At 38.8% G+C, this 25,914-nt stretch carries 24 protein-coding genes; 12 read left to right on the top strand and 12 right to left on the bottom strand.

What is annotated here, in order from left to right:
• Positions 1–329: 329 nt before the first annotated feature.
• Both ntdP and recX read right to left on the bottom strand, forming a co-directional pair.
• Positions 330–863, bottom strand: a complete 534-nt coding sequence (gene ntdP, locus EKM78_RS05310; RefSeq protein ID WP_125770108.1) for a nucleoside tri-diphosphate phosphatase — start codon at positions 861–863, stop codon at positions 330–332.
• Positions 864–937: 74 nt separating this feature from the next.
• Positions 938–1,705 carry a recombination regulator RecX gene (gene recX / locus EKM78_RS05305; protein WP_125770106.1) on the bottom strand — a complete coding sequence of 256 codons (768 nt, stop codon included), beginning with the start codon at positions 1,703–1,705 and terminating at the stop codon, positions 938–940.
• Positions 1,706–1,765: 60 nt separating this feature from the next.
• On the opposite strand from recX, the gene rlmD reads away from it, so the two are divergent.
• Together rlmD and EKM78_RS05295 are read left to right on the top strand one after the other, a co-directional pair.
• Positions 1,766–3,145 (top strand): 23S rRNA (uracil(1939)-C(5))-methyltransferase RlmD, encoded by a 1,380-nt coding sequence (rlmD, locus tag EKM78_RS05300; RefSeq protein WP_125770103.1) that lies wholly within the window; start codon positions 1,766–1,768, stop codon positions 3,143–3,145.
• A 262-nt stretch (positions 3,146–3,407) separates the two neighbouring features.
• Positions 3,408–6,068, top strand: coding sequence for an HAD-IC family P-type ATPase (locus tag EKM78_RS05295; protein ID WP_125770101.1), 2,661 nt, complete (start codon positions 3,408–3,410; stop codon positions 6,066–6,068).
• 354 nt (positions 6,069–6,422) lie between these two features.
• Here EKM78_RS05295 and EKM78_RS05290 read toward each other — a convergent pair whose 3' ends face one another.
• Positions 6,423–7,148: a DegV family protein gene (locus tag EKM78_RS05290; RefSeq protein WP_342768436.1), complete on the bottom strand. Its 726-nt coding sequence runs from the start codon at positions 7,146–7,148 to the stop codon at positions 6,423–6,425.
• A 183-nt stretch (positions 7,149–7,331) separates the two neighbouring features.
• Here EKM78_RS05290 and EKM78_RS05285 point away from each other — a divergent pair, with 183 nt between their 5' ends.
• Both EKM78_RS05285 and EKM78_RS05280 read left to right on the top strand, forming a co-directional pair.
• Positions 7,332–8,798: a UDP-glucose--hexose-1-phosphate uridylyltransferase gene (locus EKM78_RS05285; protein WP_125770099.1), complete on the top strand. Its 1,467-nt coding sequence runs from the start codon at positions 7,332–7,334 to the stop codon at positions 8,796–8,798.
• Between the two features lie 4 nt (positions 8,799–8,802).
• Complete coding sequence (locus tag EKM78_RS05280) at positions 8,803–9,801, top strand: LacI family DNA-binding transcriptional regulator (protein ID WP_125770097.1); 999 nt, start codon at positions 8,803–8,805, stop codon at positions 9,799–9,801.
• Between the two features lie 452 nt (positions 9,802–10,253).
• Here the strand turns inward: EKM78_RS05280 and EKM78_RS05275 are convergent, their stop codons facing one another.
• Positions 10,254–11,597: a multicopper oxidase family protein gene (locus tag EKM78_RS05275; RefSeq protein ID WP_245994787.1), complete on the bottom strand. Its 1,344-nt coding sequence runs from the start codon at positions 11,595–11,597 to the stop codon at positions 10,254–10,256.
• A 69-nt stretch (positions 11,598–11,666) separates the two neighbouring features.
• Positions 11,667–11,798: a hypothetical protein gene (locus tag EKM78_RS13255; RefSeq protein ID WP_281273595.1), complete on the bottom strand. Its 132-nt coding sequence runs from the start codon at positions 11,796–11,798 to the stop codon at positions 11,667–11,669.
• Positions 11,799–11,906: 108 nt separating this feature from the next.
• Between EKM78_RS13255 and EKM78_RS05270 the strand changes: the two genes are divergently transcribed.
• Positions 11,907–12,380 (top strand): nucleoside 2-deoxyribosyltransferase, encoded by a 474-nt coding sequence (locus EKM78_RS05270; RefSeq protein ID WP_125770093.1) that lies wholly within the window; start codon positions 11,907–11,909, stop codon positions 12,378–12,380.
• A gap of 171 nt (positions 12,381–12,551) precedes the next feature.
• Positions 12,552–13,376, top strand: coding sequence for a hypothetical protein (locus EKM78_RS05265; RefSeq protein WP_125770091.1), 825 nt, complete (start codon positions 12,552–12,554; stop codon positions 13,374–13,376).
• An 896-nt stretch (positions 13,377–14,272) separates the two neighbouring features.
• On the opposite strand, the gene EKM78_RS05260 is transcribed toward EKM78_RS05265, so the two are convergent.
• The 3 genes from EKM78_RS05260 to EKM78_RS05250 are packed head-to-tail and all read right to left on the bottom strand — an operon-like array spanning position 14,273 to position 17,815.
• On the bottom strand, positions 14,273–15,424 hold the full coding sequence (locus tag EKM78_RS05260; RefSeq protein WP_125770089.1) for a hydroxymethylglutaryl-CoA synthase: 1,152 nt from the start codon (positions 15,422–15,424) through the stop codon (positions 14,273–14,275).
• 1 nt (position 15,425) lies between these two features.
• Positions 15,426–16,664, bottom strand: coding sequence for a hydroxymethylglutaryl-CoA reductase, degradative (locus EKM78_RS05255; protein ID WP_125770087.1), 1,239 nt, complete (start codon positions 16,662–16,664; stop codon positions 15,426–15,428).
• Positions 16,661–17,815, bottom strand: a complete 1,155-nt coding sequence (locus EKM78_RS05250; protein WP_125770085.1) for a thiolase family protein — start codon at positions 17,813–17,815, stop codon at positions 16,661–16,663. The genes EKM78_RS05255 and EKM78_RS05250 overlap by 4 nt, the downstream gene beginning before the upstream one ends.
• Positions 17,816–18,419: 604 nt before the next feature.
• Between EKM78_RS05250 and EKM78_RS05245 the strand changes: the two genes are divergently transcribed.
• Entirely contained in the window at positions 18,420–18,704 is a 285-nt protein-coding gene (locus EKM78_RS05245) for a hypothetical protein (protein ID WP_125770083.1), read from the top strand.
• Here EKM78_RS05245 and galU read toward each other — a convergent pair whose 3' ends face one another.
• Genes galU through map form a run of 3 tightly spaced genes read right to left on the bottom strand, consistent with a single transcriptional unit; the run spans position 18,705 to position 21,385 of the window.
• Positions 18,705–19,610 (bottom strand): UTP--glucose-1-phosphate uridylyltransferase GalU, encoded by a 906-nt coding sequence (galU, locus tag EKM78_RS05240; protein WP_125770081.1) that lies wholly within the window; start codon positions 19,608–19,610, stop codon positions 18,705–18,707.
• A 2-nt stretch (positions 19,611–19,612) separates the two neighbouring features.
• Positions 19,613–20,575 (bottom strand): YihY/virulence factor BrkB family protein, encoded by a 963-nt coding sequence (locus EKM78_RS05235; protein WP_125770079.1) that lies wholly within the window; start codon positions 20,573–20,575, stop codon positions 19,613–19,615.
• Between the two features lie 12 nt (positions 20,576–20,587).
• The gene (map, locus tag EKM78_RS05230) at positions 20,588–21,385 is read right to left on the bottom strand and encodes a type I methionyl aminopeptidase (protein ID WP_125770077.1); all 798 of its coding nucleotides are present in this window, start codon (positions 21,383–21,385) and stop codon (positions 20,588–20,590) included.
• A gap of 136 nt (positions 21,386–21,521) precedes the next feature.
• On the opposite strand from map, the gene EKM78_RS05225 reads away from it, so the two are divergent.
• The 3 genes from EKM78_RS05225 (at position 21,522) to EKM78_RS05215 (ending at position 23,055) form a co-directional block, all read left to right on the top strand.
• Positions 21,522–21,977 carry a flavodoxin gene (locus EKM78_RS05225; protein ID WP_125770075.1) on the top strand — a complete coding sequence of 152 codons (456 nt, stop codon included), beginning with the start codon at positions 21,522–21,524 and terminating at the stop codon, positions 21,975–21,977.
• A gap of 2 nt (positions 21,978–21,979) precedes the next feature.
• Entirely contained in the window at positions 21,980–22,438 is a 459-nt protein-coding gene (locus EKM78_RS05220; protein WP_125770073.1) for a GtrA family protein, read from the top strand.
• A gap of 287 nt (positions 22,439–22,725) precedes the next feature.
• On the top strand, positions 22,726–23,055 hold the full coding sequence (locus EKM78_RS05215; RefSeq protein ID WP_125770071.1) for a hypothetical protein: 330 nt from the start codon (positions 22,726–22,728) through the stop codon (positions 23,053–23,055).
• Between the two features lie 341 nt (positions 23,056–23,396).
• Here EKM78_RS05215 and wecB read toward each other — a convergent pair whose 3' ends face one another.
• Positions 23,397–24,539, bottom strand: coding sequence for a non-hydrolyzing UDP-N-acetylglucosamine 2-epimerase (wecB, locus tag EKM78_RS05210; RefSeq protein ID WP_125770069.1), 1,143 nt, complete (start codon positions 24,537–24,539; stop codon positions 23,397–23,399).
• Positions 24,540–24,684: 145 nt separating this feature from the next.
• Between wecB and EKM78_RS05205 the strand changes: the two genes are divergently transcribed.
• Positions 24,685–24,864, top strand: coding sequence for a hypothetical protein (locus tag EKM78_RS05205; protein ID WP_125770067.1), 180 nt, complete (start codon positions 24,685–24,687; stop codon positions 24,862–24,864).
• Between the two features lie 180 nt (positions 24,865–25,044).
• Positions 25,045–25,914 (top strand): class II fructose-1,6-bisphosphate aldolase, encoded by an 870-nt coding sequence (gene fba / locus EKM78_RS05200; protein ID WP_125770065.1) that lies wholly within the window; start codon positions 25,045–25,047, stop codon positions 25,912–25,914.

Here is a 25,914-nt window from a genome sequence, read left to right as displayed (position 1 = left end):
GAAGTACTTAGAGTATCGGGTGCGACCGATGCTCTTTTTTATACATATAATTATATCAAAAAGGGTGTTGTATCAGAACCTGACGGTTCTAATACAACACCCTTTTTTGGAGACTTATGTCACAGCCTCTTTTTTTGATATTATTCTTTACTTATCTAGCAACGACAAAAACAATTTAAAACTCGCTGTTCCATTTATCTTCGTCCAAAAAACAGAGCTTAAAACGACGTTCAGCTAACAGTCGCTAAACCGGAGGCCGCTGTCGGCTGGAACTCGTTTCCAAACAAAAAAGCTACCAAGCAGGTAGCTTCATAGGATCTAGCAATCCATTAATGGTGAGATAATTCATTATATCTCTTCATCCAGAGATCTATATAGGCTTGAGAAAAAGGTCCTTTTCCCTTGTCTATCCAATCAATTAAAACATCAACATTATAATGTAGAATTTTATCTATCTCAGGTGGATATCTCCACATTCTACTGTGGGCGGCATACTCATCGACATCAAGCAGTCGTTTTTCTCCATCAGGAAATACTTTGACATCTAAATCATAATCTATATACTTGATGGCCTCTTTATCGAGAACGTATGGCGTTGCCAAATTACAGTAATAAGATACTCCTGTATCACGGATCATGGCAATGATATTAAACCAATAGTGTTTGTGGAAATATACTATCGCCGGCTCTCTCGTGACCCAACGTCTGCCATCAGATTCTGTAACTAAAGTATTCTCGTTACAGCCAATGATCTCATTTTCACTCGTCTTCAATACCATTGTTTCACGCCACGTCCGATGCAAGTGACCATCATGTTTATAACTCTGGATTGCTACGTAATCCCCTTCTCTGGGTATTTGCATAACGTAACCAGCTTTCAAAATCTTGTTCAAAAAAATTATAACAGAGCCGTGAAACTAATAAAAGAATAATCATACTAATCTTCTTCAAGAGCTCGTTTTATTTCTGAATAAGAAAAGCCTTTACCCATTAAATAGTTGATCAATTTTGAAGTATTGTCATATCGATGTGAAACCTTATCGATCATTTTGTGGAGATTTTCTAATTCTTCATCTTCGTCTTTTTCTAAGTCCAGCGATTCAATTGCTTGGTTAGTAATGTCTCCACTGTAACCTTTAGAATAAAGACTTTGTTTCAGTTTGATCATTTGTTGTTTGAATGAACCGTGATTAGTTTTTCGTAGCTGTTTCTGGGCAAAATCAGTCGCATTTTCCAATAAAATATCCTGATCTATCTCGGACATCTTTTCTTTAATGATCGAATCAGGGACGCCTTTTTTGAACATCTTTTGTTCGATGATCTTTGGACCATTAGCCGACATCCTTAACTGTGTATTGATAAAACTTTGGGCATATGCAGCATCATCTAAGTAATTCAACTCCTTCAATCGATCTAAAACATCCATGATCGTTGGTGTCGTATATTCCTTTTTATATAAGTAATCTTTAATTTCTTTTTCGGTCCGTAATTCATAACTTAAATAATTTACGGCATCACCATAAGCTTTGTTAGTATTTTCTTTATTTTTGATCAAGGTAACTTGAGCATCGGTCAATTCTAGGCCTTTCATCAATCGAAATTCGATCAAGGTCCCTTCACCGACTGGAAAGGCGTATTCCCCGTCCAAGTATACGTTGTAGCGTCCTTTTCGTTTTTGCGCTTGTATTTTTGTAACTTTTGTCAATTGCTTTACCTCGCGTGTTATACTCAAATGTAGTTTAGAGCTTAATTAAAGGAAGAATTCATGAATAATAATATAACAGAAGAACTAAAAATCGGAGATCGTTTTCCACTTACGATCAAACGGATCGGTATCAACGGCGAAGGAATCGGCTTTTTCAAGCACGTGATTGTTTTCGTACCAAGTGCCGTTCCTGAAGACGTCATCGTTTGTGAAGTAGTCGATCTTCACCCTCGTTTCATCAACGGGAAGATCCATAAGATAAGAACTCGTAGTCCTTATCGTAACGAAGATGTGACTCCTTTAGCAAGTCAGGTGGGTGGCCTTGAATTTGCACATATTAAATATGAAGATCAGCTGAAATTCAAAGCTGACATTTTAAAAGAGTCTCTGGAAAAATATAAACCACATGCTTATGAGCATTATACGATCAAACCAACTGTCCCTTCTCCACAACAAGAGAAGTATCGTAATAAAGCCCAATTCCCCATCCAACTGGTCGATGGCAAGATCAAATGTGGCCTTTATAAAAATGGAACTCAAGAACTAGTTGATCTGACAGAAATGCCTACACAAATGGACTTAACAATGACAGCAATGCGTAAAATAGTGCAGATCATTGAAGACTTAGGTTTGCCTGTGTACGATCCAAAAGCTAAATCGGGTATTTTGAGTATGATCATTATCAGACAGTCCGTTGAATTTAATCAATTGCAAGTAACCTTCGTGACTCGTTCGCCTAAGTTTTTGAAAGAGCGTCAAGTTATCGAAGCTATCAACAAAGAGATCCCAGAAGTTTGCTCGATCTCACAAAATATCAATTTGCAAGACCAAGGTCCGGTTTGGGGCGATGAAACGAAATTGCTCTGGGGTGATCAATACTTGAAGGAAGATATCAATGGCTCGATCTTCAACTTGTCACCTAGAGCTTTCTTACAGCTTAATTCGCTACAAACTGATAAGTTATACGATTTAGCTACCAAAGCCTTGAATCCATCAAAAGACGATATCCTACTTGATGCATACTGTGGTGTCGGAACTATCGGCATCACATTGGCCGATCAAGTTAAAAAGGTCTACGGCATCGAGATCATCCCGGAAGCTATTGAAGATGCAAAGAAAAATGCCGAATTGAATGATGTGGATAACGCTGAATACTTTGTTGGTTCCGTTGATGAGGTCTATCCTAAATTATTAGCACAAGACATCGACCCAACGGCTTTGATCGTTGATCCACCAAGAGTCGGTCTAGATGATAAATTGATCCAAACGATTTTGAATAATCGCCCTGAAAAACTCGTTTACATATCATGTAACCCCTCTACCTTAGCTAAAGACTTGACTGCCTTGACTCGTAAGTATCGTGTTGACTACTTGCAACCAGTCGATATGTTTCCACAAACACCACATGTGGAAACAATTGTAAAATTTTCAAGAAGATAAGATTGACCTTACATAATTATCTTGATAAGATATTATTACTAAATTTAGAAACGAGGAGCCTTCACAACTGAAGACAAAAATAACTTTTTTCATATTAAAAGTGAATCCTGTTTAGGAGAACTTTGGTAGGCGTTTATTTAAATGCAAAATCCGTTTTATTGGTCGAATCTATCACATAGATAAATTTCGTAATTTCCGGTAATTCGTGTTTACCAAAGTTCTCTTTTTTTCCAAACAAATTCAATTTAAAGAGGATATGAAAATGGACCCCTTAAACTACCAATCGGACCTCTCCGAAATACAGAGGAATAATAATACTAAAGATTTTGAACAAGGACTTTCTGCGCAAGCTGCTGAGAAGAAATTGCGTGAAGATGGTCCCAATAAATTGGAGTCAAAACAGACTCCTAAATGGATGATATTCTTACGACAGTTCAACAACATGGTTATCTATGTTCTGCTGGCTGCAGTTGTCTTAACAGTGGCTATGCAAGAATATTCTGATGCCGTCATTATTGGTATCGTAGTTATCATCAATACTTTGATCGGTTATTTCCAAGAAACTAGTGCTTCAAATGCCGTGGAAAAGATCAAAGAGATGCTCTCGACCGATGCTACCGTTTATCGTGATGGTCATAGGATCGACATCCCGGCTGAACAAATCGTTGTAGGAGATTATGTTTACTTAGAAGCTGGTGACAATGTCCCTGCTGACTTGCGGATCGTCGTTGCTGATAACTTGAGTATTCAAGAATCCGCCTTGACCGGTGAAGCTGATTCGGTTGAAAAAATCGAAGAAGCGATCACCGAAGACAATGTTGCCCTAGCCGACCAAAAGAATATGGCTTTCGCATCTACTGCCGTAACTAACGGTAGTGGTATCGGTATTGTGGTTGCTACCGGTAACGATACTGAGATCGGTAAAATTTCTGATGAAGTAAGCTCAGTTAAAACTAGAAAAACACCGTTGATGCAAGTCATCGACAAATTAGGAACTGGTGTTTCTTACGTTATCCTAATTGCCGCGGTCGTTATTTTCGTCATCGGTTTCATGTTTGATATTTATTCACTGCCTGTTTTAGCCATGGCTGTTATTTCTGTGGTCGTTGGTACTATTCCTGAAGGTTTGCCAGCTACTACTTCCGTAATTTTAGCCAAAGGTGTTTCCGACATGGCTAAAAATCAAAATACCATCATCAAAACTTTGCCTTCTGTAGAAACGCTCGGTTCTGTCGATGTTATCGCAACCGATAAAACTGGTACTTTGACTAAAAAAGAAATGACCGTTACCGATTTGATTTTTGCCGATAAGACTTATCAAGTTAGTGGAACTGGATATGAGCCAAAAGGCTCGATCACCCAAGATGGTCAAGAAGTAGAATTAGATCAGCAACTTGACTTGTTTGTACAAGCTGGGTATTACGCTAATGATACTGTTTTGACTCATGAAGACAATAAATGGAGCATCAACGGTGAACCGACTGACGGTGCCTTCTTGTCTCTATACAACAAAGTCTATCCCGTTGGAACGAAAGATCATTATCAAAAAATCGATATCTTACCTTTCGACTCTGACTATCGTTATATGGGTCAATTAGTTAAAAAAGATAATCAGCAAACCTTATTCGTTAAAGGTTCACCTGATAAACTTTTTGCCATGTTTAAAACACTGGATGACAGTTTCGACATCCCTAAATGGACGCAAACTGTTGAAGATTATTCGCGCCAAGGAAAACGTGTTATTGCCGTGGGTTATCGCGATGTCGACGGCCAAGTCGATGATGTGACTCATGAATTGATTCAAACTGGTCTGCACTTCTTAGGACTAGCTGCCATCATTGACCCTCCAAGAGAAGAAGTTATTCAAGCACTTAAAGAGATCCGTTCTGCTAGTGTTGAAGTCAAAATGATCACTGGTGATAGTGCTGCAACAGCAACTGCCATTGGTGAAAAGCTTGGTTTGGCAGATGAGATCCATGCGATCACTGGTCCCGAGTGGGATAAATTGAGTGATGAGGACAAAGTTCTGGAGGCAAACCGCAACCAAGTCTTTGCTCGGACAACGCCTGGAAATAAGATCGAGATCATCAAGGCCTTACAACAAGATAACAAAGTTACCGCAATGACTGGTGACGGCGTTAACGATGCTCCCGCCTTGAAACGTGCTGATATCGGTATTGCCATGGGTATCAAAGGTACTGACGTGGCCAAAGATTCAGCTGACATGATCTTGACTGATGATAATTTTGCAACAATTTCCAAAGCTATCAAAGAAGGTCGACGGATCTTCGATAATATTAAGAAAAGTATTCTTTACTTACTACCAATTTCGTTTGCTGAAGGTTTGATTATCGCTTTTGCTATCCTAGCTCGCGATGAGATCCCACTTCAACCTACGCAATTACTATGGATCAACATGGTTTCGGCCACAACAATCCAATTTGCTTTGATTTTCGAACCGGCTGAAGAAGGTATCATGAAACGGGCGCCACGAAAGACCGGAAGCGGTCTAATGAATAAGAGCGACGTCAACCAGGTTATCTACATTTCGATTTTAATGGCTATCATCGGAATGATCGTTGATGAATGGTTTACGCGTGCTGGTGTCTCTTCAGCTGTAACAAGTACTACTATGATCAACGTTCTGATCGTTGGTAAGATCTTCTACTTGTTCAACATTAGAACTAAGAATTATGCTCTATCTAAAGAGATGTTTGTTAATAAGAAATCTTATATCTTCATCGCTTTGATGATGATCTTGCAACTTATCTTGACTTACGTGCCATTTATGCAGTCAGTCTTCCATACTGCTGCTATTGGTTGGTTTGAATGGCTCGTGGCCTTGATCGGTGGTATCGCTGTCTTCTTGATTGCTGAGTTAGCCAAGTGGATCGGATTTAAGCGCGCTGGATCAGCTAGATAGTATATTGTTTATAATCTCGCCTTTTTGGCGGGATTTTTTTTGATAGGGATAGTAGATTAGTTTGTATTCTACGACCCTATTTCTCACTTATCTGTCTCGGTTTATTCTGATTTGCCAATACGCTGGTGGAATACAAAAATAACCCCTACTAAAAAAAGTGGGGGTTATTTTTGTATTTGATTATTTATCTTTCTTGTTATGTTATAGATCTTACTTATTCAAATACTGCCAATCGATTTCTCAGAGTACTCCCATAGTTTTTTCTCCTGTGTGGACGCTGATTGCTGGTCCTAGATGACTTTGGGTTATGCGGATGTTGGGGAATTTTTCTTGTAGTGCTTGCTTCCAATTGTCCTAGGTACTTTGGTTGTTGGCATCTATTACGGTTGCGTGGATCGGGTATTTTGATTGTTTTATTGCCGGTTCCATTTTGCTTATTACAGCCTTTAGACAACGTTTCATGGTTCTTTCTTTGCCTATAGCGATGATTTTTCCTTCTTCATCAAAAGTCAGCATTGGCTTGATGTTTAGAAGATTCCCGATCACGGCTGAACGGTTGCTTAATCTGCCTGTTCGCATTAAATGCTTGAGGTCGTCGACGGCAAAGTAGACGTCTCTAGAGGATCGCATTTCTTCCATTTTGGGAATGATCTCGTCAGGCGTTTTGCCTGCTTGGATCATTGATCCTGCTAATAATGCTAAATCAGCTTCACCGGCGCTGGCTACTAGTGAATCGAATGGATAAATTTTAGCTTTGTCATATTCTTTACAAAACATTCTTAAATTGTCCATGAACGAAGTTATGCCATTCGATAGATGGATCGATATGATGTTGTCGTAGCCTTGTGCAACTAGTTTGTCGTATGCTTCTTGTATTTGTCCCATCGAAACTTGGGATGTCGTTGGTAGTTCTTTTTCATTTTTCAAATAATCATAAAAAGTTGCTAAATCTAATTCTTCTGTTTCTTTATATTGCTGGTCCCCCAAGATGACGGTGATCGGTAAAACTGTGATGTGATATTTATCGATTTGCTCTGGAGTCAAATATGCAGCTGTATCTGTAACGACTGCCGTTGGCATATAAATGTCCTCTATTCTTTAAATTAAATAAATAATGTCTAAATAATAACACAATGTATGTGAATATTAACCGACAATAAATAGGAATGAATTTACTGAAATATTAGCAAAATTGTTGTTACTATATAAAGAAAGCGTTATCATTTAATTAACTAAATATTTACTAAATGGAGATAAGCGTTCATGAATGATATTGATAAATTTGTTGAATACATTATCGATAATAATACTAGTTTCCAAGATATCGACCGCATTTATTTGATCAATCGCATCAAGGGACTGATCGGCGATGTGACTGATTCAGATTCTCAGACTAATGACATTTTGAATTTAAATGATGCCCTCGTCCAAACAGCTATTGAAAATGGCAAGATCAAAGACGATATCAATGCTAAACAAAATTTGAGCGATTACTTAATGGACCTGGAAACACCCTTGCCTTCGACTGTTAATGAAACCTTTTGGAATTTATATCAACGTCGGCCTAGTAAAGCCACGAACTATTTTTTCCGGCTATGTCAAAGAAATAATTACATCAAGACTCGTTCAATCGCTAAGAACATTAATTTCGATACGCCGTCAAAGTACGGTGATTTAGAGATCAATATTAATTTTCTCAAGCCAGAAGTTGAGCCCAAGATGTTGATGCACACTCAGAAAAAATTCAATGATGGTTATCCTAAATGCCCTCTCTGTATCGAAAATGAAGGATATACCGGACAAGTTGGTCTCTTCACCAAAGCTAATTTGCGGATCATTCGGATGCAGCTTAGTGGTGAAACGTGGTGTTTCCAATTCTCACCATTTCAATATTTTAATGAACATGTCCTTTTTACCCCGGCGATCCACAAACCAATGGAAATGAACCAGCGAACTTTTGCCAACTTGCTCAGTATCGTTGAGGACTTCCCTGAATATTTTGTCGGAAGTAATGCCGGATTGCCGATCGTTGGTGGAACGATCACCGCTCACATGCATTACCAAGGTGGACGACACCATTTCCCAATGATGGATGCAAAGATCCTGCAAAATATTGATCTAGAAACTCCTGGAGTCAAGTTAGGGCGAGTCGATTGGCCTATGACTACTTTACGAATCCAAAGTCATGATCCACGAAAAATCGTACCTGTTGCTACTAAGTTATTAAACTTTTGGAAAGGCTATTCTGATGAATCAGTTGATCTAAGAGCAGAAACTAACGGTATACAACATCATACCGTCACACCGATCGCCTATCAAAATGAAGGCGAGTACTTCTTAGATCTTGTTTTAAGAGACAATCAAACTTCTGAAAAATATCCTGATGGAATTTTTCATCCTCATAAAGACGTTCAACACATTAAAAGAGAAGGAATTGGCTTGATCGAAGTTATGGGACGGGCCGTATTACCTGGGCGTTTAGGTGACGAATTAAAAGAAGTCGAAAAATACATTCTAGACCAGCCCAACCAAATTGCTGAATACCATCAAGCTTGGGCTGATCAAATCAAAGCAAATCATCACTGTACTACTGAGAACATCCAAGAAGTTGTCACAAACGACCTAGGAAATGTTTTTGCTAGGATCCTTGAAGATTGTGGCGTCTTCAAACGTAATTCAACGGGGGACGAAGCTTTTGACCGCTTCGTAAACAAATTAAAGGAGGAGTAGCTTAATGGCAGCAACTTTAAAAGACATCGCCGAAAAAGCGGGCGTTTCGACCGCAACCGTTTCTCGAGTCTTGAATCACGATATGAGTCTATCCGTAACTAAAAACACCCGTGACACGATCATCTTGATTGCTAAACAATTAAACTACAAAAAGACTAACAAAAAAGCTAGCAACAATTTCCAAAGACGTCTAGCTCTAGTCCAATGGTATTCCGAGGAAAAAGAACAAGACGACTTGTACTACATGATGATCCGTGAAGGTATCGAACAACGCAGCCAACAGCAAAAATTTGATGTAGTCCGGATTTTTCATAACAATATCGATGATATTAAAAATTACATCAATGGTATCATCGCTGTCGGTAAATTTAGCGAAAAGCAAGTCAAATCTTTAACAAATATCACTAATAAAATCGTCTTCATCGATGATGATCAATTCCAAGCCGGTTACGACTGTGTTCTGACTGACTTCGCACTAGGTGTCAAACGTGTGATCGACTTTTTCAACCAGCAACACATTTCTGATATTGGAATTTTGTACGGCGAAGAAAAAACGACTGACGAAAAAAGAAAAATCGCAGATCCTAGATTTGACGCATTTAAACAGATCATGACTGAAAATAATACTTTCAATCCTGCCTACTGTTTTAAAGGCGACTTCACTAAAGATTCCGGTTATGACCAAATGAAACAAGCTATTCAGCAGCTGGGAGACAGACTCCCCCATGCTTTCTTCATCTCCAGTGATCCAATGGCTGCCGGAGCATTACAAGCATTGCAAGAAGCCAATATTAAAGTGCCAGAACGCGTCAGCATTTTCAGTTTCAATAATTCATCTCTAGCCAGCTTCGTTAATCCTGAATTAAGTTCCGTCGCCGTATCGACCAAAATGATGGGGGGAACTGCCGTCGATTTATTGATCGATCAAATAACCAACAAAGAGCATACCCCAGCTCGAATCGAGTTAGATACTAAGCTTGTTGCCCGTCGAAGTACTCGTTGATGTTTTTTTAGATGGGCCAAAATTCTATAAAAAAAATACCTTATGAGATTTTCTCTCGTAAGGTATTTTTTGTTACAACTTATTTCTGAAGATAGTTGGCTTTGTATGGAAAATGTTTGTGAGCCTGGATTTGTAGCTATACTGCTAATACTTGCTACCATTGGGATAGTGCTCTTTACTTTTATCCTCAAGGATTTGAAAATGAGTTCCGGTTCTCAGCGGCCTCCGGTTTAGAAACTGTCAGCAGGCACGGCTTTGTAGCTCTACTGCTCAAACTTGCGGTCATTTGGATAGTGGTTTCTACTTTTATCCTCAAGGATCTGAAAACGAGCTCCGCGAGGTAGCGGCCTCCGGTTAACACAGGTAGTCGCGGCGCTGCTTCGCAGCACCTTGTGCGACTACCTGCGTTAATCCTCAGCAGCTGAACAACCTCGCTGCGCTCTCTGCACTTGCTACTCTGCTAATACTTGCCCCATCATTCCATTTTCTTCATGTTCCAAAATGTGGCAGTGATACCTGTAAAGTCCGCGTTTTTCGAATTTGAATGTTATCTTATACACATCTCCTGGGTTTAACCGGATCGTGTCTAGATTGCCTCGTAAGTTCATTGGGGGCTTTTTGCCGTTGATCGACAATACTCTGAATTGAACTCCGTGCAAATGGAATGGATGGATCATATTCATCATCATTTCATTTTTATTTTCGATCGTCCAAACTTGTTGCTGGCCTACTTTGGAATGGATATCGATACGATCAGGATTGAATTGCTTACCATTGATCCGCACCATTTTACTCATTCCACTCAAAACTAATTTCTGCTTGGCAACATCTCCAGTAGGTGTTTTTGCTGCCTTCATGTGTTTCAAATTCTTGGGTAATTTCGAGTAATTCTCAGTTCGTTCTCCCATTTTCATTGTTAACACATTTTGACCGCCAGCAGTTAATTTTAATGTTTCGCCATCTTTAAGATCATTCGTATCGATCACGATCTCAGCCCTTTGCGCGGCAGAAAGTTTCAACTTGGACATTGCGACTGGTTTGTCCAAAAAGCTACCGTCACCTGCGACTTGATACATCTTCTGGCCATTTGAAAGTTTGAATGTAAAGTTACGTGCATTGGAACCATCAAGAATACGCAATCTAACAAATCGCGTTGTGACATTGATGTATGGATTTAAAGTACCATTGACTAAAATATTTTGACCTTGCGTCCCGTCAGCGTTGTAATCAGCTTGATAGTTAAATTGATCATCATTATCAAAAGTCCGATCTTGAACGACGAGTGGAAAGTCGTCGACACCGTACTTCTTTGGTAAGGCTATTTTCTTACTTTGTTTATCATTAATGTAGATCAACCCAGCAAGACCTTCATAAACTTGTTCACCAGTTTTTCCACTTGGATGTGGATGGAACCAAAGCGTCGCCGCTGGTTGTTCGACTGTAAATGAAATATTACGGCTAGAATGGGGCTTTAATGGGTCGTGAGGACCGCCGTCAGCTTTTCCGGGAATAATGGCCCCATGCCAGTGAAACGTCGTCTCTGAGTCTAAATCGTTCACTTCTTTAATGTGGACTTTTTGCCCACGAGTCATTTTGATGACTGGACCCAAATAATTGCCATTGTATCCTAATGTATTAGTCGTGGTACCGTCCTTAAAAGACATCTGTCCTTTTTGGGCAGTGACTGTGTAATAAACATCAGATTTAGTCTTTTTATCTGGTTTGAGGATCGGTGGTAAATTCAATTCCTTCAGTGGTGTACCAGGATCTTCCAGATCAACGTTAGGTTCAGACATCATTTGCATCGACCCTGAGTTTGAATCTCCACGATCGGCATTTCGATCATTGTTTGAATTTGTATGATGTTATCCGCCCATCATTCCCATGCCATCTTGATTTGATGACGTATTATTTCCACGGATCGTTCGTGGAATAAAAACGATTGCCAAAATTGCAACGACAATTACGGCAAAAATCGCATACCATCCTTTTTTCATAATTGCATCCCTCATAGCATATAATTTCTTTCATTGTATCGTATTCATAAATCTAACTACAAATTAAATGCTAAAATAAGAGCAACAATTAAAAAGGAGCTTTTTACTATGAAAATTTATTTTGCCAATGGTCTCTTTTCAGAAGCTGACCGGATGTTCAATGCTTACGTCGTTGACAAGATCAGAAAGATGTCATCTGACATTGAAGTTTATTTACCTCAAGAAAATGGTGATATTAATGATAAAACTAAGTTTGCTGACTCGATCAAGATCGCAGAAGAAGATAATAAAGAATTGCTTTCCTCTGACTTAGTCGTAGCTGTTTTAGATGGCGAGATCATCGATATCGGCGTTGCTTCTGAAATCGGTCTTGCTTTTGGTAAAGAGATCCCTGTCGTTGGACTTTACACAGACTTAAGACAACACGGTGCTGACAATCCAGAAAAGCTTGATGCCGTTAAAGTCATCGGCGAAAATCCTTTCCAATACGTCAACACTTACACCATAGGTTTGATCAAACTTAATGGTTGTGTTATCAACACAGTTGATGCTCTTTTAAATGAAATTAAAAAATATTTATAAAAATATTTTGGATATTTTGAATTATTAATTTTTCAATAAGATTACATCGGCTTTACAGTTAAGTTATAATCAAGATTTTTTTCGATATACGTTATATAGTATTTCTCGTTAGATAATTTCGCTTATTTTTTAAAAGATAAATCAGTGAACAATTAGGAGAATATTTATATAATGAGATTCAAAAAAATCGTTACAACTATGATCACAGCTTCATCACTTGCATTTGTTGGAGTTACTGCAACTAACTCAATCAATGCTTCTGACAATACTGTACAAGCCGCAACGACTTCAACTGTTGATTTACCATTAACAACTCTTTACGTTAAAACTGCTTCAGGTGCCCCAATCTATACAACACCTTCAGCAACTGGCCAAGTTGGTGCTTCATCAAATACTTTAGCTAAAGATTCTGCTTGGGCAACAACTAAGGCTATTAAAGTCGGCGACATCACTTATTACCAAGTTGGTGATGGCCAATGGCTCAGCAGTAATGATATTTCATTCACTGCTCCAACTATCAGCTTAAACAAAACAATGTACGTTAACGCTGATGGCTCAGTGAACCTTTATAGTTCAGCTAACAACGGTTATTTCTTAGGAACAACTGTTGAAGGTGGCGTGGGGTACACTGTTTATGAATCAACTACAGATGCTAGTGGCCAAGTTTGGTATAACGTAGGCCAGAACTCATGGATCAATGGTAAGTATATGTCAGACGAAAAGCCTGCTGAAAAGATCACTATGAGTGCAACTGCTTATGATCCAGCTGTCTTAGGTTCAAACATGGGTTACGGTGGCGTTGCTGCCAACCTTTCAAAATACCCTAAGGGTACTCAACTTAAGATCACTTTAGGCGATGGAACTGTCCTTAACAGAACTGTTAACGATACAGGTACATTTGCTTACAGCAATCCTAACCAATTGGATATTGCTATGCCTAACTCTCAAGCTTTACAATTTGGACGTCAATCAATTACTGTTCAAGTTGTTGGGTAGAGAAATATTATTGATAAATTAGAATGAATACCGTTGGAAGTGGCTCAGACATTATTATGTCTGAGTTTTTTTTGTGTAGGGGCACGTTACTTATCTTTATCGTAGTCGGAGTTTTGATTTATATTCTTCTATCAAGATTTATTGCCTCATAGTATATTTGTTACTAATTCCCATCTTGTTAATTTTATTAAGTTGCTATAATCGGTTTCTATTTCGTTTAGTGAAATTAGTTCAGCATTGTTTAAAAAAAATAAAGTCTTTATCGCAAAAGTGGCCTATTGTGAAAATAGGCCACTTTTCCTTTTTTTGCAGACAAAAAGACCACGTCTCACGACGCGGTCTCTAAACATTTGAAGTGGCAAGATGAAATCACACTGTAGTTTCATCAAAATGATTCTTACTACTGAAAACAAATCTTACTACTTGTTTATTGTCATAATTCAAAATGGATCCTAGCACATCATGTATTGAGTTTAGGCGACTAATTATATTAATAGTCGATTTTATGTTAACGTTTTTGGCTAGTTCCAATCGTGCCTCTTTGCTGTAATACTCTACTGTTAATTTGATCTAAAATCCTACCATCTCCAAACGAAAAGTAAAACTTTAAACTATTTTTATAGGTCTACAGTTTTGGCAATTCACCTTTACCACGCTTTTACTATAACATCAGTTGTAAGCGTTTGCAAGTACTTGTTTTAGGCCTGATCTGACGGGATTTGTCACCTATTACCCACCATAAAACGCCTCTATGGCTACATTTTTTAGATACACTTTTTCCAACATATTTTTACAAATTGTTTTTATTTGTTCGTATTAACTTAGAATGATTTTTAAAATTTGATTATTTATCAATCGATAAATAAATTTCAACAAAAAAACCAGCTCCCGCTGGTTTATTTTTTACTGTACAATCTTTCGTTCTCTTTAATTTCACTTAGATAAAACTTGCCCGTTACTTCGTCTGGATCAATTTTTTCGCCATCGCTGATCGATTTGGAGAAAATTTCCTCGTATTCAGAAATACTGATCTGGTGACGTTGTGCTAGTGTTTGCTTGACGTTTTCGCTGTTGACATTCTCAGCGAAGTTTTCAGCTACAACTCCACTGTACAATTCACCGACCGCTCCCGATCCATAACTGAAGAGTAGTAGCTCCTCCCCTGCTTGGACGTCTGAGTTGATCAAGTACGATAATAACCCTAGGTAAAGGGAGCCAGTGTATAGATTGCCGACTTCACGACCAAATTTAATACTATCTTGATATTGGTCTTTTAATCTAGCATAGGTCTCATCAGAAACGTTTCCCTCTAACGTTTTCATTGCCTTAGCACCCATTTTTGTGTATGGAATGTGGAAGAGCATGGCTTTGAAATCTTCAGCGGTTGCTTGATACTTTTGTTGATATTTTGCCCAAAGCGTTTGGAAAAATTCAATATAGATCTGATTGCTGAATTTGCCTCTTGCAAAAGCTGTTTTGGAAAAAGTTGGTCGCCAGAAGTCACCGACATTTTTACTCATGTAGACTGATTTATTTTCTAATTTCAAAATCTTAGGCTGAGAACTGATCAGCATGGCTACTGAGCCAGCACCTTGCGTTACCTCGCCTGGTGTATTGATTCCGTATCTGGCAATATCACTAGCTATGACTAAAGCTTTCTTATCCGGATTAGTAGCAATAAAGTTGTAAGCCATTTGGACGCCAGCTGTTGCTCCGTAACAAGCTTCCTTAATCTCAAAAGCACGAGCATATTCGGGTAAGTTTAATAGATCCATCAAAAATAACGCTGATGCTTTAGATTCATCGACACTACTTTCAGTACCGACAATTACCAACCCGATATTAGTTCTATCGTCAGTCAAAATTTGTTCAGCTGCTTCTGCAGCCATGGTGACAGCATCTTCATAGACTGCTGGAACGGCTTGCTTTGACTGACCAATACCGATGGTAAACTTATCTGGTTCTTGATTTCTTGCCTTAGCTAATTCGACGATATCGATATAATTCTTTGGTGTATAAAACCCTATTTTTTCAATTCCTATATCCAATTTACTGTTTCCTCAATTTTTCTAAGAGTTCTGAAGCTTTTTCTAAAGTATATTCTTTGCTTTGGTTGAGTTGCTTCGATATTTCAGTGATCTCATCACCTTTAGCACCGGCTGACACGGCCAAAGATTTACTTTGTAGACTCATATGACCCGCTTGGATGCCGGTCGTAACTAATGCTCTTAAAGCTGATAAATTGTTGGCTAATCCAACTGACCCAATCACTGCTTGTAATTCTTGGCTGTTATTGATGTTCATTATTGCCAAGCTAAGTTGCGCCATCGGTAAAGCTTTGATCGCACCTCCGACACTACCGATCTCGATCGGTAATTCTAAGGTCCCGACTAATTGACCATCTTTGATCTGCCAATTGCTAAATGGTTGATAACCATCTTGAGCATAAAAACTGTGGGCAGCCGCTTCTTCAGCCCGAAAATCATTACCAGTTGCTAACAAAACGGCATCGATCCCATTCATGATTCCTTTATTGTGCGTTATTGATCGCATGACCGAATGCTTAGCAAAATTCGTTAATCGAACGATTCTCTCAGCAACTTCTTGACCACTCATTTGTTTAGTTTGTAGATCAGCAAATTTAACTCTTGCCTCAGCTTGAACTAGTTGCGATTTTCCACTATTAGATAAAATCGCACACAAAACATTTTGACCAGTCAAAGTTGAAATTTGTGGTGCGATCGTCTCGAGCATCGAGTTGACGATATTAGCTCCCATGGCGTCAACGGTATTAACTCCTAATAAAATCTCAGTAACGTCGCCAACTTTTTCAAAAGTTAATGATGTTACCCCACCGCCACGTTTAAGTAAACTCTGCCGACTTTGATCAGCAGCATCGATAATGTCTGCCTGACTTGCTTCTAACTTTTGGAGTATTTCAGAACTAGTTTCTTCCAAAACGATTTGACCATACATGATGTGTTGACTCGTTGTAACGTGAAAGCCACCATTTGCCTTGATCCGTTTAGCTCCATTAGAAGCTGCAGCAATGACCGAAGGCTCTTCGATCGACATCGGAACGACATACTCTTTGCCATTGATCAAAAAATCAGTCGCAATACCGTATGGCAATCCAAAAATACCGAGCTGATTCTCACTCAAGCTGTTAGCTAAGTCTTCTGACAAGGGTTGCTTTTTTGCTAAAAAATCAGCTTGTTCTTGATCAATAATATCTTGTGCGACTAAATAATCGATCCGTTGCTGATTGCTCATTTCGTATATTTTCATGATAATTTAAGTCCCAAAGCCATGCCCATACCGCCACCGATGCAAAGTGAAGCGATCCCGGTCTGCTTATTTTCGTGTTGTAAAATATTGATCAAGGAGACGATCAATCTTGCTCCGGTAGCACCTAGAGGATGTCCTAAAGCAATCGCTCCACCGTAGACGTTTAATTTATCGTCAGGAATCTGCAAATCTCGAGCCACCGCAACTGACTGTGAAGCGAAAGCTTCGTTGATCTCAAAAAAGTCGACTTGATCTTGGTCGATCTGATATTTATCATAATATTTTTTAATAGCGTAATAAGGAGCATATCCCATGATGCTAGGATCGATCCCAGCTTCAACATAACCAGTCAGTTCTGCAATGTATGACAAGTTTAGTTTTACGGCAGTCTCTTTTCGCATCAAGATCATTGCTGCTGCGCCATCATTTAGTGGTGAGGAATTTCCGGCAGTGACAGTTCCATCTTCTTTAAATGCTGGTTTCAAGTTTCCCATGGTCTCAAGGGGCGATTCCGGACGGATCGACTGATCCTGTGCGATCTGATCGTTATTTACTGTGATCGGTAAGATCTCATCAGACATTTTCTCAGAAGCTGCAGCAGCTCTTTTTTGAGAATTTAAAGCAAATTCATCTTGTTGCTCTCTACTAACGTGATATTGTTCTGCCACATTTTCAGCAGTGATACCCATGGGGTAATTGCCAAAGGCATCAACTAAGCCATCACGGAACAAAGTATCGCCTTGTTCATCTGAAGCTTCTAATTTGCCCACTCTTTTAGCGTAAAATGGCGCGTTCGACATGCTTTCTACCCCTCCGCAAACAATGATGTCCGCATCATTGAGCAATAAGGCATTAGTAGCTTCATGGACAGCTTTCATCCCTGATCCACAAACTTGATTTACGGTCATGGCAGTTGACTCAACGCTGCCACCGACATTTAGACTGATCTGACGGGCAATGTTTTGACCCATTCCGGCTTGGTAAACATTTCCAAAAATGAACTGATCTACTTGCTTGGGATCGATTTTGTTATTGGTCAATAACTGCTTAACTAGTTGCGTACCTAGTTCAACTGACGAAAGATCGGCAAATTGACCTCGAAATTTGCCGATAGCAGTTCTTTTGGCATCAATAATGACAACTGAATCCATAAATTCATTACCTCTTTATTTGAAATGAGCTGAAGGTGTGGATTCACACCTTTAGCACTTTATTTTTGATTGAAACTAACTTCTGGGGACGTTTGTCTCTGGTTTTTAAACTGTCAGCAGGTGTGGCGAAGCCATATCTTGTTCGACCACCAGCGTTAATCCTCAGCAGACAGTTTTTTTGCGTTAAATAGTGCTTTCTATTCATATTAGCTAAACTTGCTGCAATTTGGATAGATCCCTTAAGTTTTATCCTCAAGGATGTTGAAACGAGCTCCGGGAGATAGCGGCCTCCGGTTTAGAAACTGTCAGCAGGCACGATTTTTTTTGCGTTAAATAGTGCTCTCTATTCATATAGGCTAAACTTGCTGCAATTTGGATAGATCCCTTAAGTTTTATCCTCAAGGATGTTGAAACGAGCTCCGGCACACAGCGGCCTCCGGTTAACACCGGTGGTCGAGGCACGGCTTCGCCGCACCTTGTTCGACCACCAGCGTTAATCCTCAGCAGCTACCCGTGTGCCTCCGCTCTCTGTGTTTTTTTGTTAGTATTACCCTAAGCTTAAATAATAATTTAAATAAGAAATAAAAACAACGATGGTGTTTGTATGAGAACAATTGATTTAATTTTGATGCTGAATGATTTCAATAAAAATAATCGCGTTATAGTTGAAACTGCTGAAGGACGTTTGGCTGTGGTTGATCTGGAAATTGTTGACGATGCGGTTTATTTAAAGACTTCTTCCAAATTGCGTGGACTTAAAAATTGGGAATTTTTATTATTGCTCAATAAGAAGCCATATTACAACTTTCCCGTTTTTTATGACGACACAAAAAAACATCAGCAACTCTTTGGCTTTCGAATTGCTGATGATTGTATTTTGTTAGGTTAATTATTTCTTAGCTGGTTGTTTGTCTTCTGCTTGAAGTCTCTTTGCCAACTCGATCAAATAAGGTTTTAATTCATCTTTTACTTCAGGATGAGTCAAGCCGTATTCAATATTTGTCTTGACGTAACCAAATTTGTTACCAACATCGAAACGTTCACCCTTAAATTCATGAGCAAATACTCTTTGCGTTTTATTCATCCGGTCGATTGCATCGGTTAATTGAATTTCATTGCCCGCACCTGGTTTTTGCGTATCTAATAAGTCAAAAATTTCTGGCGTCAATAAATAACGGCCGATAATAGCTAAATTGCTAGGTGCATCTTCGACTTTTGGCTTTTCAACAAAAGTCTTGACGTTATATAGTCCTGGACGTTGTTGACCTTCAGGATCGATGACACCGTATTTTGAAACTTCTTGCTTTGGTACTTGCATAACTGCCAAAGTTGAAGCGTGCGTTGCTTCATAGTCTTCAATCAATTGTTTCGTCAAAGGAACTTTGTCGACCATCAAGTCATCACCTAGCATAACGACGAAGGGTTCGTCCGCTATAAATGAACGAGCTTGAACTACCGCATCACCCAAACCATTTGGATGGGCTTGACGACTGTAATACAAGTTGACCCCTAAATCAGTCGTTTCTTGCACGACTTTCAGCAACTCAGTCTTCTTCTTAGACTCGAGATTTTGTTCCAATTCTGGAACAGAGTCAAAGTGATCTTCGATCGAGCGCTTGTTCTTACCAGTAATGATCAAAATATCTTCGATCCCTGATGCCTTAGCTTCTTCCACGATAAATTGGATCGTTGGCTTATCAACGATTGGTAACATTTCCTTAGCTAAAGCCTTAGTAGCGGGCAAAAATCTGGTTCCTAAACCTGCAGCAGGGATAATAGCTTTTCTTACTTTCATTGTTATTCTTCTTCCTTTTCATGTGTTTTTAACATATTAGTTAGCTTGCTTGTCTTTTGATGTAGGAATGGACCTTGGCACCCTTCAGCATATCCTACATTAATGGCATTTCCGAACAAAAAAATTGTCACAGTCATATTCATCCATAACAGGAAAATAATGATCGCACCAATCGTCCCGTAGTTATTCCAAGCTGTACCGAAATAATCTAAATAAAAGGAGAATAATTGCGACAATAATAAGATTCCGATCGAAGTAACGACCGTTCCAAGCAATACGTAATGAATTTTTAAACGTACATTAGGTAAAAAATAGAATAAAGTAAAGACGATCAATAACATTATAACAATAGCAATTGGCCATTTCCAACGGGAAAATTCATTCAAAAATGACGGGTCCAACCCAAAAGTTGGCAGCAACCAATTCAAAATTGCTTGCCCAAAAGTGAACATCACAATAACTGCCACTCCGGCACTGATCATGACTAATGTAATGACAAAAGCCAAGCCACGGCGAATAATAAAATTAAAAAATGTCGTATCCGCAAACAAACTATTAACGTCGATGCCATAGCCTTCATTCATGGCCATCTGAGCGACATTAGTACCTCTCGAGATCGCCCAAACGGCTAAAATAATACCGATCGACAAGATGCCACTATTAGAATCTGATAAGACACGGTTGATCGTTGGCATCAAATAGTGATGCAGATCGGCAGGCAAAATAAACTCAATATACTCTAGAACTGTTGGTTTATTTAGATGCAACAGTGGGATCAAATTACCAACGATAATAATTGCTGGAAATAACGCCAATAAGATATAGTACGTTACCGCCTTAGAGGCCATGGGTATATTTGATTTGCCAACGGCATCACCGATCATCTTAAAAAAACCGAGTGCTTTTTGAGTTTTGGAAATATTTTGTTTAAAAACCGGAATGTTCTGCTGTTCGTTTTGTTCCATTGACCTTGTCCATTATTTCAAAAGATATTTTGCATCATATTCAGGGTCTTGTGAAGTTAAAATCTTGGGACCATCTTTAGTAATAGCAATTGTATGTTCGTATTGAGCAGAATTAGTGCCATCTGCCGATACGAAATATTCCCAACCGTCTTCTTTAACGAACTTGTCTTTGATCTCCCAAGTTCCTAAATTTACCATTGGTTCAATTGTAATAGTCATACCTTCACGCAACCTTAAACCTGTTCCTGGTTCACCATAGTGAGGAACATTTGGTAGTTCATGCATTGTTGGTTGGATCCCATGACCGATCAGATCACGAACATCCCCCATGTGGTTTTCTGTTTCAACGTACTCTTGGATCGCATGGCCGATATCACCAATTCGATTGCCAATGACAGCTTGGTCGATTCCTAAATATAATGCCTTGTGGGTAACTTCCATCAAACGTTGGTCTTCAGGTTTCAATTCGCCAACGGCATAAGTCCAGCATGAATCACTTTCATAGCCATCCAAGTTGACAGTCATATCGACTTTAACAACATCACCTTTTTTCAAGATCAAGTTCTTTCTAGGAATTCCATGTGCTACCTCATCGTTAACGCAAACACAAGTAGCATACTTGTAGCCTTCAAAGCCTTTTTCTGAAGGAGTCCCACCGTGATCCGTGATAAATTTATCCGCAAATTCTTCAATTTCCCAGGAAGAAATTCCCGGTTTGATGATGTCTCTTAAACCGATGTGGGTATTAGCGAGCAGTTCGCCGGATTTTCTCATACCCTCGATTTCACGTGGTGATTTCAATGTGATCATAGATAATTGCCTCTCAAAGTAAATGATACGAATAGTATAACATTTTCTTTAATTTCTTCTGGATAATTCTATTTAGATGGTAGCTAGATATAATTTTTGCTATAATATTGAAGATATTTTAAAATGAGGCGAGATAATGACTAATGTAAAAATCGTTTATGCAAGTATCACAGGTAACGACGAAGATATTGCATATGTCCTAACAGAAAAATTCGAAGAATTACATGCCGATGTTGAGATGAGTGAGATTTCACAAACTGATCCATCCGATTTTGAAGACGCTGATATCTGCATTATCGCTAGCTACACATACGATCAAGGTATCGTACCTGATGAAGCACTGGATTTCTACGATGATATGCAAGACCTTGATCTTTCCGGAAAAGTATACGGAACTTGTGGTTCTGGAGACACTTTCTACGAAGATTTCTGCAGTGCTGTTGATGAGTTTGCCAAGGTCTTTGAGGAAACTGGTGCAATTAAAGGTGCTGAACCTGTTAAAATTGAATTGGAACCTGAACAAGATGATATCGACAAATTGGACAAATTTGCCGAACAGCTCTACCAAAAGGCTCAAGAAATGGATGCTTAATCATGAAATATATTAAGAAATATCGTGATTTTTGGATGTATTGCATATTTGGCTTTTTAGCATCATTGTTAAACATTGCGATTTTCAATATCGTTCATAACAATATGCAAGTACAACTAGGACTAGCTAACACGATTGCCTGGTTCATTTCTAATACGTTCTCATTTTTTGTGACCAAGATGTATGTTTTCCGCACTGAAATGAAGAACTTCAAAAAAATGCTCCACGAGGGTTCGTATTTCTTATTATCGCGGATTCTTTCCTTGGTGATCGATAATTTATTTATGATAATAGCTGTACTTATCTTGCCTTGGAATAACTTAATTATCAAGGCGATCGACCAAGTTGTTGTCGGCTTGTTTAATTATTTTTCTTCAAAATGGATCTTCGGTTATTCAAATCGTCATTTATTGGAGAGATTCAAACAGCGATCAAAAAGAAAAGAGATTGAGAAGCTTTAAGTTTCTTGATCTTTTTTTTAGTATTGCAAAAGGCGCTCCAGCTGGACACCTCAATGCGCTCTCTGATTTGAAACGAGCTCCGCGAGGTAGCGGCCTCCGGTTAACACATATAGTCGCGGCACTGCTTCGCTGCACCTTGTGCGACTATACGCGTTAATCCTCACCAGCTGGACACCTCGCTGCGCTCTCTTATTTGAAGAAGTGTTGATTTTGTGGTTAGTTGTTTAATAGTAGGATTTTTTCGATTCTTATATTTATTATTCCATCACAATGGGGGGGAATTGCTTTTGTTTGACGTTTCAATTTCACAAGACGTTTTAGACACTTTGCCCAAAAAGCGCTTTGATAATGATATTGCCACTATTTCTGATAAGTTAAGCAATAATTTGGAAAATGATTTTTTTCGGATCAAGCCAGTTCGGGGGATTAAAGATGAATCCATTTACGAAATGCGGATCCATCTGGGTGGCAAGAACTATCGTATGGCGTTTCGATTAGCTGATCATTCAGCTGTGGTAATTTATTTGAGCACGCATCTGGAGAAGCAAGTGTTTGACAAGGAGGTTCAACGGGTATTACGAAAAGGATCAAGAAGACTCAACTCAAAGGATTTTTAAAAGGACGTTTCAAAAATAATTCTGACGACACGTTGAAAATCTTATCTTTTAAAAAGGATCGTTGGCTGACTTTAACTTGTCAAGATGACACTTATTCGATTGAAGAACACGGATTTTACCAACGAAATTTTGCTCCCAATTCGGCTAAGGAGTTGGTCAAACTCGCTTTAAAACTTGCAAAGGTAGAATTTCCTCGGAGTCAGACTCTTTATATCGAGTGAATTTTTGTTTCCTAGACATGCTTCTCCATACCAAAAAAGGCTGCTTGCGCAGCCTTTTTTATTTGAAACGAGTTGGTGAAGATAGTATTTAAAAGCAACATCTTCTTGCACTCTCTTTTATTATTTAAATTCGTTTGGTTTTTGATCAGTTTGCTTGAAGTAATAACTGATTGCATCAAGGATACGGTCTGAAGCCTTTCCATCACCATATGGATTCTTAGCATTAGCCATTTTCTCGTATTCGGCTTTATTCTCGATCAAGTTACTCATTTCTTTTTCAACCACTGCTTCATCAGTGCCGACCAATTTGAGTGTTCCTGCATCAACGCCCTCTGGTCTCTCCGTTGTGTCTCGAAGAACTAAAACTGGCTTCCCTAGTGAAGGTGCTTCTTCTTGAACACCGCCGGAATCAGTCATGATGAAATAGCTTCTGGAAGCCATATTGTGAAAGTCGAGGACGTCTAGAGGCTCGATCAAATGAACTCTTTGAACATTTCCTAAGATCTCTTTAGCAGTCTCTTGAACTACTGGATTTAAGTGAACGGGATAAATCAATTCAATATCATCGTGCTTTTCAACGACCTTCTTCATCGCACGGAAAACTTGTTTCATGGGTTCGCCTTGGTTTTCTCTTCGATGCATCGTTACTAAGATCATCTTCTTGTTCGGATCGATGATATCGAGGACGTCATGGTGATAATCTTCATGAACAGTGCTTCTCAAAGCATCAATAGCGGTATTCCCAGTTACGAAAATACCCTCTTTGTGATGGTTTTCTTTGAGCAGGTTCTCTTTACTCTTGTCAGTTGGAGCAAAGTATAGATCTGCTAAATCATCAGTCATTTGACGGTTCATTTCTTCGGGCCATGGAGAATATTTATTCCAAGTCCTTAATCCTGCCTCCACATGACCGATCGTAGTTTGATGATAAAAAGCTGATAAGCTAGCACTAAAGGTGGTTGTCGTATCACCATGGACTAAAATGATATCCGGCTCTTCTTTTTCGATGATATCGTCTAGCATTTTCAAAACTAGGCCAGTTATCCCACTTAAAGTTTGACGCTCTTTCATGATATTCATATCATAATCTGGTTTGATCTTAAAAATCTCAAGTACAGAGTCGAGCATTTCACGATGTTGTGCTGTTACAACGGTTACTGTTTCAAATCGATCTGAATTTTGTTTTAGTTTTAACACTAATGGTGCCATTTTAATTGCTTCCGGACGTGTTCCGAAAACTGTCATTACTTTTACTTTTTTCAAAATATCACCTCAACTAATTAGTTCAAATTATATCAGATATTTCAGTTCATTACTGCCTAGTATATGGATTCAATTTTAAGCTGGATTTAGGGTAATATAGTTATACTTAGTAATATTCTAAAGAAATGATTTATGAGGATTAATTATGACTTCAATTTTTTGGTTGATCGCAGTGGGGATCTTATTAACACTGACTTCATTTTTTCTAGTTATGGCGATCTATAATACAATCATAAAAGCTGATGGGACACGTTATTGGTGGTATATTTTTGTCGCTTTACTAATACTGGTGACGTTTTCATTTCTACCTTATCACCATTTTTAAATCACAAAGTAGCAGTCACAAGTTGCGATTGCTAGGGGAATTGTTAGCTCAAAAACTAATTTTTCACTAACTTTGATTGTGAATCGTGCTAAATACTTTTCTAAAACGTATATAAATTGTTAAAAAAATGCGTTAAAATAAGAATTGTATTCTAAAGATGAATTTATTGGAGGACTATCGATGGTTTTAACAAACGGAAATGAAATTTTCAATGCTGCCCGTAAAGGCGGATATGCTGTTGGTGCATTTAACATCAATGACTTGGAGTGGACTCGTTCAATCTTGGCCGCTGCTGAAGAAACAAAGACACCTGTATTGGTTCAAACATCAATGGGTGCTGCTAAATACATGGGTGGATATGAATTATGTCTACACCTTGTACAAGACACTGTAAAATCAATGGGAATCACTGTTCCTGTTGTAATGCACTTGGATCATGGTAACTACGAAGCTGCTAAAGAATGTATCGAAGTTGGTTACAACTCAGTTATGTTCGATGGCCATGACTTACCTTTCGAAGAAAACCTTGAAAAGACTAAGGAAATCGTTAAATTAGCTCATGCTAAAGGCATCTCAGTTGAAGCAGAAGTTGGTTCAATTGGTGGTACAGAAGACGGTATCGTTGGTCTTGGTGAATTAGCTGACGTTGAAGAAGCTAAGACACTTAACGCTACTGGTGTTGACTACCTTGCTGTTGGTATTGGTAACATCCACGGTGTTTACCCTGACAACTGGAAAGGTTTGAGCTTTGATCGTCTTAAGGAATTAGCTGACGTTATTGACACACCACTTGTATTGCATGGTGGTTCAGGTATTCCTAAGGATCAAATCATCAAAGCTGTTTCAATGGGTATTTCAAAGGTTAACGTTAATACTGAATTGCAACTTGCATTCGCTAAAGCAACACGTCAATACATCGAAGACAAGAAAGACTTGGACATCGATGAAAAGGGTTATGACCCACGTAAATTGCTTGCTCCTGGTGCAAAGGCAATCACAGAAACAACTAAAGAACGTATCGAATGGTTCGGTACACCATCTGTTAAATAA

The organism is Companilactobacillus furfuricola, assembly GCF_003946325.1.
In the GTDB taxonomy this organism is placed as follows: domain Bacteria; phylum Bacillota; class Bacilli; order Lactobacillales; family Lactobacillaceae; genus Companilactobacillus; species Companilactobacillus furfuricola.
Note: the sequence above shows the minus strand (reverse complement) of the source record. Positions and strands in the feature narration are given on the sequence as shown.